The sequence below is a fragment of the Luteibacter sp. P4_E6 genome (assembly GCF_056401535.1).
The window spans coordinates 1-11,201 of the sequence record NZ_JBFUJE010000099.1; the positions used below are offsets into that span (position 1 = coordinate 1).

9 protein-coding genes are annotated in these 11,201 nt (G+C 64.2%); 1 reads left to right on the forward strand and 8 read right to left on the reverse strand.

The genetic code is table 11. The features are described 5' to 3' along the window. Both AC1DT2_RS08550 and AC1DT2_RS08555 read right to left on the reverse strand, forming a co-directional pair. Positions 1–815, reverse strand: an 815-nt coding sequence (locus AC1DT2_RS08550; protein ID WP_477295856.1) for a CehA/McbA family metallohydrolase, incomplete at its 3' end; no start/stop codon positions are given. Beyond that, positions 815–3,313: a TonB-dependent receptor gene (locus AC1DT2_RS08555; protein ID WP_063572575.1), complete on the reverse strand. Its 2,499-nt coding sequence runs from the start codon at positions 3,311–3,313 to the stop codon at positions 815–817. The genes AC1DT2_RS08550 and AC1DT2_RS08555, both read right to left, overlap by 1 nt. A gap of 257 nt (positions 3,314–3,570) precedes the next feature. Here AC1DT2_RS08555 and AC1DT2_RS08560 point away from each other — a divergent pair, with 257 nt between their 5' ends. Beyond that, positions 3,571–5,802, forward strand: a complete 2,232-nt coding sequence (locus AC1DT2_RS08560; protein ID WP_477295857.1) for a hypothetical protein — start codon at positions 3,571–3,573, stop codon at positions 5,800–5,802. A gap of 1 nt (position 5,803) precedes the next feature. Here the strand turns inward: AC1DT2_RS08560 and ubiA are convergent, their stop codons facing one another. From ubiA to AC1DT2_RS08590, 6 genes are all read right to left on the reverse strand, one after another. Next, positions 5,804–6,694 carry a 4-hydroxybenzoate octaprenyltransferase gene (gene ubiA, locus AC1DT2_RS08565; protein ID WP_477295861.1) on the reverse strand — a complete coding sequence of 297 codons (891 nt, stop codon included), beginning with the start codon at positions 6,692–6,694 and terminating at the stop codon, positions 5,804–5,806. A gap of 169 nt (positions 6,695–6,863) precedes the next feature. Then, entirely contained in the window at positions 6,864–7,022 is a 159-nt protein-coding gene (locus AC1DT2_RS08570) for a hypothetical protein (RefSeq protein ID WP_154670741.1), read from the reverse strand. Between the two features lie 83 nt (positions 7,023–7,105). Beyond that, complete coding sequence (locus tag AC1DT2_RS08575; RefSeq protein ID WP_477295858.1) at positions 7,106–8,590, reverse strand: mannitol dehydrogenase family protein; 1,485 nt, start codon at positions 8,588–8,590, stop codon at positions 7,106–7,108. 9 nt (positions 8,591–8,599) lie between these two features. Continuing rightward, positions 8,600–9,670, reverse strand: a complete 1,071-nt coding sequence (locus AC1DT2_RS08580) for an ABC transporter ATP-binding protein (RefSeq protein WP_477295859.1) — start codon at positions 9,668–9,670, stop codon at positions 8,600–8,602. Between the two features lie 9 nt (positions 9,671–9,679). Further along, a complete protein-coding gene (locus tag AC1DT2_RS08585) occupies positions 9,680–10,510 on the reverse strand; it encodes a carbohydrate ABC transporter permease (protein ID WP_063571367.1) in 831 nt (276 codons plus the stop codon). A gap of 11 nt (positions 10,511–10,521) precedes the next feature. Next, on the reverse strand, positions 10,522–11,201 hold a 680-nt coding region (locus tag AC1DT2_RS08590; protein ID WP_477295860.1), incomplete at its 5' end, for a carbohydrate ABC transporter permease.

Consider the following 11,201-nt stretch of genomic DNA (forward strand, 5'->3'; position numbering starts at 1 on the left):
ACGTCGGCCAGTAGTGCGTTCCAGTCGGGCACGCTGCCGCTGCCGACGCGGAAGTCGAGCGGTCGCGACACACCGAACAGGTTCGCATGGCCTTCGAAGGTGGTGATCTCGCGTGCCGGGATCATCAGCATGGTGTCGAAGTACGGTTGCAGCTCGCGCATCTCCGACACCTGCGACATGGTGTTGTGTTCGGAGATAGCGATGAACTCGAGACCGCGCTTTGCCGCGTTGGCGACGGTCAGGAACAGCGGGCAGGGCACCTTCTTCGTCCCCAATGCGTTGGGACAGCCGCCATCGCTGTGCGCCGTATGCATGTGAAGGTCGCCGCGATACCAGCGAGCTTCGGGATTGAGTGGCGCAGAGAGCCCATGTTCCGGACCGAAACCTTCGTCATCGCGCGACAACCATACCTGCGCCGTATACGTGGCCGTCGAGGCAGGGCGAATGTTCGGAATACCCAGCAGCAGTCGCCACTTGCCCGGTTCGATCACACCCGGCAGGAACGACGCCGTGGCATCCGTCGCGGAGACCGTGAAGCGACGCTTGCTTCCGCCACTCCATCCGCGAAAACCATCTTGTCCCGTGAAGCCGGTGGGGCCCAGCAGGCCGAGGTCGATGGTCGTCTTCTCCTCGCGGCCGGTGTAGGCGACATCGATGGTGATTCGCGTCGTGCCTTTCGGTACATTGAACGGCACTTCGCGATAGGTGTGCTGGTCCTTTCCCGACAACGCGCCGCGAAGCACGAGGTCGGGCGCCCGCTCCGCCGCCACGGTGGCAGCGAAGCAGGTCAATAGCAGGGCAATGAGTCCGCGCATCAGAAGCGGTACATCACGGCGGCGCGGAACGAGCGGCCGAGCAGCGGGCGCGCGATAAAGGTGTTGGCGCCGGCATCGGAGCTCGCCAATTCACCGGCACGCGGGTTGCCTTCGGTCAGGCCGAGCGAGTTGAAGATGTTGTCGGCGTAGAGATACAGCGACAGCTCCGGGGTGGCGTCGTAGCGAGCGCTGGCGCCGACGACGTGGTACGACGGCAGGACGACCGAGTTGGCGGTGTCGACGAAGCGCTTGCCTTCGTGCTCGTACGACATCTGCAGGCGGAGCTTGCCCTCCATCAGGTTCACGCCAGGTACCACGCGGTAACTCATCTTGGGCACGCGGATCAGCTGGTTGTCGTCATAGTCGCGCAACACCGGACCATTGTTGACGTTGTCCGTATAAGACAGGCCCTTGTACTTCGGATCCTGCAGTGTCGCGTTGAACTGCACGTCGAACCACTTGGTCGGGTACAGCGTGCCTTCGAGCTCGAGGCCGTAGGTCTTGGTGCTCGCGAAGCCGGTCTGCGGCGTGGACGTGTTGCCGGCGCGATCGAAGACGTTGTTGGTGAAGCTGACGTTGTCGTACTTCGTGTAGAACGCCGTTGCGTACAGATCCATGTAGCGGTCGCTGAACTTCCAGCCGGTTTCGGCCAGATCCATCGTCTGCAGCAGCGGCGTGGCGGTCGGGCTGGTGATGTAGGTGCTCAGGTTGGGCAGGCGGAAGGCCGACGTCCAACGCGCGAACAGACCCTGGCGCGGCGAGAATTGCCAGTTGGCGCCGAGCGTCCAGCCGGTCTTGGAAAACGTCTGGTCGTAGTGGGTGAACTGGCCGTTGCCGGTGAGCACGGAGGCCGCCGCCGGCGAGCCGCCGATGTCCACCGTCTGCTTGCCTTCGGTGTAGCCCTGCACATTGACCCGTTCGTAGCGCAAGCCGCCGTCGATGCGCAGCTCCGGTGTGATGGTCCACTCATCGGAGACATAGGCCGCATTGGTGTTGGACTTGCCGCTTGCGTGTTCCCACTCGTAGCCGTAACGGTATACGCCGTGATCGGTCAGCGAGCCGACGACGTTTCCGTTCGGATCCACGCCAACCAGATCGATCAGGTGTGCGTTGTCACGCACATCCGTCAGCACGGTGGACGAATAGCGGTCGAAGTCCTGCTGGAAGTTCGCGTGGTAATAGCCGAAGGTGACATCGTGCGTCTGCTCGCCGAACTCGAACTGGCGCAGGACACGCGTGTCGTTGATGAACTCGTTCACCGGCATCGTCACGCCGCGCAGGCCGTCGGTGAGAACAAGGCCGTTACCGTTCTGGTTGGCCGTGTTGAACACCTGGCCCGGGTTGTCCACGTAGCGGAACTGCAGCGCGGTGGCGCCCGGTATGAGCGAAAGGCGCTTGCTGTCCTGCGTGATGAACGACGATGCACTCTGCAAGGCGTTGGGAAAAACGCCGTTGCGCTGCGTATCCGTGGTGTTGTAGCGCATGGACTCGGCCAGCTTCCAGTCGTCGCCGAGGTCGTGATCGAACTTGAACGATACCTGCGTGCGTTTGACGTGGGTGCCTTCGCTATTGTCGAAGTTGTAGAGGCTGCCGTCGCCCTCGCGCATCTGCAGGTGTTCGGTCTCCGGGCCTGCCAGCGTGCCGTAGTTGCCGTTGAAACCCGGCACGGCACGAATGTCGCCGTTGCCATTGGTTCGCATCGGCACGCCGAGGTACAGGGCCACCTTGTCGTCCATGTGCTTCACGTCGAAGCTGATATCGCCGTTCTCGAGCTTCTTCGACAGCGTGGCGCGCAGCTGACCGCCGTCGTTGGCGCGATAGCCCGGGTTGCGCTGGCCGTCATCCACGCGCCAGAAGCCACCGACACCCAGCTTCCAGCCGCCGCCAATGGGCGTGCCGTACCAGAAGTCCAGGCGGTTCAACGAATAGTTACCCACCGTGTACTTGATCAGTCCCTCGGGTGTGTCGCCAGCCTGGCGCGGAATGAAGTTGATCGCGCCTGCCGGTGCGTTCGAATAGAAGATAGACGATGGGCCGCCGCGGACGACTTCGACGCGCTCGATGGTTTCGTCGAGGCGAAACACCTGGTCGGCGTTGAGGTAGCCCAGGGCGGGATCGTGCTGCACGGGAATACCGTCTTCGAGCAGGGTGACCGAGCCGTAGCCGTCCACCGGGATGCCGCGCGCACGGATGTTGCCCGAGGCCTCGCCGCCGGAGGATTCGACCCAGAAGCCCGGCACCGACTTGACCGCCTCGGTGACGCTCGTCGGCGCCTGCATGCGCAGGCGATCTTCGTCGATGGTGGTGATGGAGTAGCTCGTCTCGGCCTTGGTGCGGGTCTCGATGCCCGAGCGGGCAGTCACCACCACGTTGTCGAGATCGGTGGTTTTCTTCTGCGGCGGCGTGTCGTCGGCGTGGGCAGTCGAGGCGGCGGCGACGAGCAAAGCAGCGGCTAGCACCGCACGAATAGCGCGGTGGAGGGGCTTGGTACGCAACATGGGCTAACGCTCCGGGGAGGGGGCAACACAACCCGTAGGAACTTATGCGTTACTCATGACGGATCGACTCACCTCGCATGACCATGCGGTTTCAATCGTGATAAATCGTCATGGGACGCTCACAGCGTGACGACGATCACAGAGCGGGTGCGGGTGAGGCGACCGGGCCCGGCACGGAGCGGTGCGCGCAGAAAACTGAGGCTGTCGCAAGATCCTATACACTCCCGCCGCCCCCCCTTGAGCGCCGGCGCGCCGCCTTGATCCCCGAGACCACCTCCTACCGCCGCCTGCTGCTGGCCCTTTGCGTCGTCTGGGTGCTGCTGAATTTCAATGTGCTGTTCATGGGGCGGGTGCTGCCCTGGGATGCCATCGATCAGTTCTATCCCACGGTGTATTTCAACGCGCATGCCCTGCGTAGCGGCCAATGGCCCTGGTGGAACCCGTATATCTACGGCGGTTACGCCCAGATCGGCGATCCCCAGGGGATGATGTTTTCGCCGCTCCTGATGGCCTGGATGGTGTTGCGCGCAGAGCCCGGTGCCGTCTGGTTCTGTTGGGGCGTGCTCCTGCATCTCCTGCTCGGTGGTGCGGCCATGCTCGACCTCCTTCGCAGGCACGGTGCCAATGCACTGGGGTGTCTGGTCGGGGCGACGGTTTTCATGGCCGGTGGCGTGGCGGCTTCCCGGCTGGAGCACACGCCGATCGTCATTGCCTACGCCTACGTTCCCGTCGTACTGCTGGCTCTTCGCTACCTGCTTTCCCGGCCGTCGATCGGGTTCGGCTGCCTGTTGGGCTTCGCCGCCRGTGCGATGGTGACCCAGCTGGTCCAGGTGACTTACCTGTTCGTCCTGATGATCGCCGCCTACGGCGCCGTGGCGGTCGTGCGCCAGTGGTCCGCCGTTACGGTCGCGCAGCGTCGGGCGCTGGCCATGGCCATGGCGATGGCCCTGGTCGTCGCCCTCGTCGTGGGTCTGCCGCAGCTGGCTTTCAGCTGGGCGGCGATGAGCCTGTCGAACCGGAACGCATTGCCCCTCTCGTTCGCGACGGTCGGCTCGCTCGATCTGCGTACCTTCGCCTTTCTCGTCCATCCCAATGCGTTCAACGCGCAGCGTGACCTGGCGCACTCGCCCGTCGACGTGATCGAGGGCTTCCTCTATATCGGCGTCGTGCCGCTTCTGGCGTTGTTCGGGCTGAAGCGCGCATGGTCGGACGGCGCGACCCGTCGGACCCTGGTGTTCTTCGGTGCCGTGGCGGTCGCTGCCAGCCTCTACATGCTCGGAACCCACACGCCGCTGTACGGCTGGCTCTATGCCTGGTTGCCCGGGCTGGTTCACTTTCGGCGCCCCGCCGATGCGGCCTACCTGCTCAACTTTGCCCTCGCCTTCGTCAGCGGCATCGCGGCCAGCCGGATCGACCTGCAGTCACGCCGCGAGCTCACCGTCCTGCTGGTCGTTGCGACGGCCTGGCTGGCTGTCCTGGCCGCGTCGATGCATCACGGCAGTTCTTTCGTCTGCGTGGCGGTCGCCGCCTTTGCCCTCTGGCGGCTGCGAAAACCCGGCAGCGACTGGCGCGCCGCCGTCTGGTTGGTGGCGGTGCTCGTTGCGGACTACCGCAGCTTCAACCTCAATGGCACCTTCAACGAGGGCGGCGACGGTGCTGCGCGTTTCGCACGCCATCCCGCCGTGCGCTATCTGTCCGAGCAGCTCTCATCCGGCCAGGTCGGCATGGCCGATCGGATCACCACCACGAACACGAATACGAACTGGGACAACACGGTCATCGTCACGGGCATGTCGTCCACGCAGGGATACAACCCCCTGCGTTATGCGCTGTATGAAACCTGGTACGGGCCGCGAGAGAGCAGCAGCGTGCCGGCCGTGGGGGTGCCGTACAACGTCAGTCCGACGAACCGGCTGGATGATCTGCTCGGTGTCCGCTATGTGGTGGTCGGGCATCGCACCGACCTGCCGCCATATACGCCACCGCCTCAGCACCACATGGTGCAGGCGGGCAGGGATGTCGACATCTGGCGCCGCGAGACGGCCTACCCGCGCTTTCTCAACCCGACCCTGTCGCGCTCGCTGGCCGTGGATGAATGGCCGGCTGCGTCCGACTTCGAAGCGACCGACTTCGCAACGACGCTCTGGCTGACCCCCCGAGACAACGATGACTTCGTGGTGGGGCGCGCCACCTCGCTCTCATGCGGTGGCATCGTGGACGCGCGTGTCCGTGCCAGCACGCATACGCGCATCGATCTGTTGACCCGCTCGACCGAAGCAGGGTGGATCGTGGCGGGCGAGCTCGACTATCCCGGCTGGGAGGCGGAACTGGACGGCATACCCCTTGCGGTGCACCGGGCCAACGGCATGTTCCGCGCGGTCTGTGTGCCCGCGGGCGATCACAGCCTGAGCTTCGTGTTTCATCCCTGGCATCTGGTCGCCTACGCGTGGCGGCGGCAGTTCGGAACCCCCGGCACGCCGGGCTCCTGAGTCACAGAGCCAGCGCGATCACGATGCCGAGCCATAGAGCGAGGCCGACCCAGTTGTTGTGGCGGAACGCCCGAAGGCACGCATCGCGTGCGCGGTCGCGCATCAGCCATTGCTGGTACGCGAACAGGCCGGCCGTGGCGGCAAGACCGAGCCAGTAAGGCCAGCCCAGCGCCGACCGCGTACCGACCAGCAACATCGTGAGCAGGAAGGTACCCATCAGGATGCCGATGATGACCAGGTCCGCATCGGCGAAAAGAATCGCGGTGGACTTCGCACCGGCCTTGATGTCTTCCTCGCGATCGACCATGGCGTATTCGGTGTCGTAGATCACCGACCACAGGATATTGCCGATGAAGAGGAGCCAGGCGACGGGCGGCACGCTGTTGGTCACCGCGGCGAATGCCATCGGGATGGACCAGCCGAAGGCGGCACCGAGTACTACCTGCGGCAGGTTGGTGTAGCGCTTGCAGAACGGATAGATGGCAGCCAGCGCGGCACCGCCGAACGAAAGCAGGATGGTCAACCGGTTGGTCAACAGCACCAGCAGGAACGAGAAGACCAGCAATCCGGCGAAGACGTACAGCGCCTCGCGCGGCGTGACCCGCCCGCTGGCGATTGGCCGGCCTGCGGTGCGCGCTACCTGGGGGTCAAGCTTGCGGTCCGCATAGTCGTTGATCGCGCAGCCGGCCGAGCGCATGGCGAACACGCCCAGGGTGAAGATGAGCAGCGAACCGATCGGCGGAAAATCCTTCGCTGCCAGCCACAGCGCCCACCAGGTCGGCCAGAGCAGCAGCAGGGCGCCGATGGGCCGGTCCATGCGGGTGAGCACGAGGTACGCGTGGATCTTCTCGCGTCGCGCCGGCGGCAGGCCCTTCAGAAGGAAGGCAAGCACGCGCTCGGCCGTGGTCGAAGCATCGGCGGGCCGGGCGACGGGCTTCGGCGGGGCGACCTTGCGCGCGGACGGCGGCGCCGCGCGCCGCGGCTGGGGCTTCTTGGGTGGGGGGCTCATGCGGGGAAGTCTAGCCAAAAAAAGGGCGCCTTTCGGCGCCCTGGGAAACACATCAACGCTTGAGCGGCTCAATGGGATCATTGTCCTCAGGCGGTTCGGGGTCCGCATCGTACTCGGGCTTATAGCTGCCGGGCTTGCGGATCTCGCTATCCGGGCGGTTCTTGCCCGGCTCGGCGAAGGGCGGTTGCGGATTGCTCGGGTTGTACGGCATCGGCGGGAACCTCACTCGACTACGGGGAAGGCGTTCAACGTAGGTTCGAGGCGGTGAAGCGCCTGCGACGATACCGTTACCCTTTAGTCGACGAGGGCATCGAGGTTCTCCAGCGTCGCGCGCACGCCCTTCTTCTCCAGAGACGTTACATAGGTGTCGTACTGCTTGCGGAAGCGTCTGTCCTTCGCGGGGAGCGGGCCGACCAGCTCCACGCTTTCGATCAGGGTGTCCTTTGAGCCGCTGTCGATGAGCGGCTGAACCAGTCGCATCGCGTTGGGCTCCCGCAGCGGATAAGCCTCGCCGTGGTCGTCCTTGCCCACCCGCACATAGCGGTCGAAGGCGGCGAGCAGGAAAGCCAGGCGTCGCGCATCCTTGCCGTTCTCCAGGCAGGCGGTGATCGTCGGGCCGAGGAAGCCGGGGATCTTCGAACCGCCGTCCAGGCACAAGCGGTCGAGCTGGTCCGCGATGGAGGCGTTGCTGAAACGATCGAGCAGCTTCTTCTTGTACGGGTCAAGATCCATGCCGGGCAGCGACGTGAGCCAGACGCCGGCGTCCTCGTTGAGGAAGCCTGTCAGATACGTGTTGAACAGCGGATCCCTCACCGCCACGTCGACCTGCCGATGCCCGGAAAGGAAGGCCGGGTAGGAGAGCATCTGGTGCGAGCCATTGAGCAGGCGGATCTTCGCGTCTTCATACGGCGAGACGTCGTCGACGATCTGCACACCGTGACGTTCCCAGGCCGGGCGGCCCTGACGAAACTTGTCTTCAAGCACCCACTGGATGAAGTCTTCGCAGACGACGGGTGCCTTGTCGTCGAGGCCGGTGGCGGCATTGAGCTGGTCGCGTACCTCTGGCGTGGTCGCCGGCGTGATGCGGTCGACCATGCCGTTGGGGAAATCCACTTCCTCGTCGATCCAGTCGGCCAGTTCCTTCGAGCGCGCGTTGGCGAACGCGAGCACCGCCTTCTTCGCCTGCGAGCCATTGTGGCGCAGGTTGTCGCAGGACATGACGGTGAACGGTGCGACGCCAGCCTTGCGCCGTGACTCGAGCGCGCCGACGATGAAGCCGAAGACGCCCCTGGGGGCGTCGGGGTGTTTCAAGTCGTGCGCCACCGTTTCATCGTTGAGGCGGAACGTGCCGTGCTCGTCGATCAGATAACCGCCCTCGGTAATCGTCAGCGAGACGATGCGAATGGCCGGGTCTGCCAGGCGTTTGAGCACGGCGTCACCGTCGTCTGGCGCATACAGGTATTCGACCATCGCGCCGACGACGTGGGTCTTCCGCACGCCGCGTGGATCGAATTCACTGACCGAGTACAGGCCGCCTTGCGCCTTGAGTGCCTCCGCCAGCGGGCGATCGTGCTCGAGAAGGTTGATGCCAAGGATGCCCCATCCGTGCATGTCGACATCGGCCAGGACGTGGTTGGTGTAGATGGCCAGGTGCGCACGGTGAAAAGCACCGATACCGATGTGCGCGATGCCGGCGGTGACCTTCGTGCGATCGAAGGGCGGTGCATCGACGCCCTGGGGAAGGCGGTCGAGTGTGGCGTTGCCTAGGGGGACAGACATGAGGCGGTCTCAGGGATGATGGATGGCGGCGCCGGAGGCGTCGAACACGTGTGCGTGCGTGAGGTCGAGACGAATGCAGATGTCGCGTCCCGCGCGCCGCTCGAAATCGCCGTCGGCACGCACGGTGATCGAGCCGACCTGCGGCACATCCACATAGGCATACGTCTCGCTGCCAAGGCGCTCGACGACCGAGAGCTTGCCGCTAACCGTTTCGCCGGTGCCGTCACTGTCGCAGACGCGAAGATGCTCGGGCCGGATGCCAATGGTGACCTTGCCATTCAACTGGCTGGCACCGGGAATGGTCACGTTGTTGCCATTGTCGAGGCGCACGTTGCCGCCTTCGACCGTGGCCTCGAAGAAATTCATCTGTGGCATGCCGAGGAAGCCGGCCACGAACTTGTTCACCGGATGGTGGTATAGCTCCATGGGCTTGCCGATCTGCGCAATGCGGCCTTCGTTGAAGATGGCAATGCGATCGGCCAACGTCATCGCTTCGACCTGGTCGTGCGTGACATAGATCATCGTCGCATTCAGTTCCTGATGCAGCCGCGCGATTTCCAGTCGCGTTGCCGCACGCAGCGCGGCATCGAGGTTTGACAGCGGCTCGTCGAAGAGGAAAACGCGCGGCTCGCGGGTGATGGCACGTCCGATCGCCACGCGCTGGCGCTGCCCGCCCGACAAGGCCGAGGGTTTGCGGTCGAGGTACGGCTCCAGCGCAAGGATCTTCGTCGCCCGGCCGAGCTTCTCGTCGATCGCGCGCTGGTCCATCTTCGCCAGCCTCAGTGCGAACGACATGTTCTCGCGCACGGTCATGTGCGGGTACAGCGCGTAACTCTGGAACACCATGGCCAGGTCGCGCTTGTCGACGGCGCGGTCGGTGATGTCGTCCTTATCGAGAAGGATCTGCCCCTCGTCAGCCTCTTCGAGGCCGGCGATCAGCCGCAGCGTGGTGGACTTGCCGCAGCCGGAGGGGCCAAGGAACACGCAGAACTCGCGGTCCTCAACGACCAGGTCGATGCCCTTGATGACCTCGACGCCCTCGAACGACTTGCGCAGCGAACGGATTTCCAGACGGGACATGAGCGACTCCTATTTGACTGCGCCGAAGGTGAGGCCGCGGACGAGCTGGCGCTGCGACAGCCAGCCGAGCACCAGGATCGGTGCGCAGGCCAGGGTCGACACGGCGGACAACTTTGCCCAGAACAGCCCCTCGGGACTCGAGAATGAGGCCACCAGCGCGGTCAGGGGCGCGGCGCTGGCGGTGGTGAGGTTGAGCGACCAGAAGGCCTCGTTCCACGACAGGATCAGGCAGAGCAGCGCGGTGGAGGCGAGGCCACCGCGACTGACCGGAATCAGCACGCGGAACATCGTCTGACCCGTGCTGGCGCCATCCATCCGTGCCGCTTCGAGGATGTCGTACGGAATGTCGCGGAAGTAGGTGTAGATCATCCAGACCATGATCGGCAGGTTGATCAGCGCGAAGATGATGATCAGCGCCGTCTTCGAATCGAGCATGTTGAGGTCGCGGCAGATCAGGTAGATCGGTACGAGTACACCCACGCTGGGCAGCATCTTCGTCGAGAGCATCCACAGCAGGATGTTCTTGGTCTTCAGTGTCGGGTGGTAGGCGAAGGCATAGGCGGCCGGTACCGCGACGATCATGCCGAGGATGGTCGCGCCGCCCGCGGTAACGATGGAGTTCCATGCGTAGTGCAAATAGTTGGCGCGCGCGAGGATCTGCTCGTAGTTCTCCAGCGTGGGCGTGAAGAAGAAATGCGGCGGCATGCTGAAGGCGTCGAGTTCGGACTTGAAGCTGGTCAGCAGCATCCAGAGGATGGGAAAGAAGACGACGATCGCGACGATCCATGAAGCGATGATGCGGATCGTGCGGGCGGTTTGATTGTGTTTGCGCCGGGTCATGTCGTTGCTCCTCAGGTCTTCTCGGTCAGCGACTTGCCGATCAGGCGGATGAGGAACACCGCCATGATGTTGGCGAGCACCACGGCCACCAGGCCACCGGCCGAAGCCGCGCCCACGTCGAACTCGAGCAGGGCCTGCGTGTAGACCAGGTACGGCACGTTCGTCGTCGCATCGCCCGGACCGCCGTTCGTCGTGACGAAGATCTCGGCGAAGATGTTGAGCAGGAAGATGGCCTCGACCATCACCACCACGGCGATGGGCCGTGCGAGGTGGGGCAGGGTGAGGTAACGGAAGATCGCAAAGCCACGTGCGCCGTCCATGCGTGCCGCTTCCATCTGCTCGCGGTCGAGCGACTGCAGCGCGGTGACGAAGATGAGGATGGCGAAGGGCAACCATTCCCACGACACCACGGTGATGATGGAAAACAGCGGCCAGTCGGCGAACCAGTTCACCGGCGTGGCGCCGAACAGCTTCCACACCCAGGCGAGGAAGCCCGAGACGGGATTCATCAGCAGGTTCTTCCATACCAGTGCGGCGACGGTGGGCATGATGAAGAATGGCGAGATGAGCAGCATCCTCACGATGCCCTGGCCGGGGAAGGTCTCGTCCACCAATACGCTGATAAGCACGCCACCGACGACAGTGACGACAAGGACGCTGCCGACCAGAATGATGGTGTTGAGTATCGAGG

Excerpts from the sequence above, each read along its gene's own strand:
- AC1DT2_RS08555 (WP_063572575.1), bottom strand. The coding sequence starts at position 3,313 with ATGTTGCGTACCAAGCCCCTCCACCGCGCTATTCGTGCGGTGCTAGCC.
- AC1DT2_RS08570 (WP_154670741.1), bottom strand. The coding sequence starts at position 7,022 with ATGCCGTACAACCCGAGCAATCCGCAACCGCCCTTCGCCGAGCCGGGC.
- AC1DT2_RS08575 (WP_477295858.1), bottom strand. The coding sequence starts at position 8,590 with ATGTCTGTCCCCCTAGGCAACGCCACACTCGACCGCCTTCCCCAGGGC.
- AC1DT2_RS08580 (WP_477295859.1), bottom strand. The coding sequence starts at position 9,670 with ATGTCCCGTCTGGAAATCCGTTCGCTGCGCAAGTCGTTCGAGGGCGTC.
- AC1DT2_RS08585 (WP_063571367.1), bottom strand. The coding sequence starts at position 10,510 with ATGACCCGGCGCAAACACAATCAAACCGCCCGCACGATCCGCATCATC.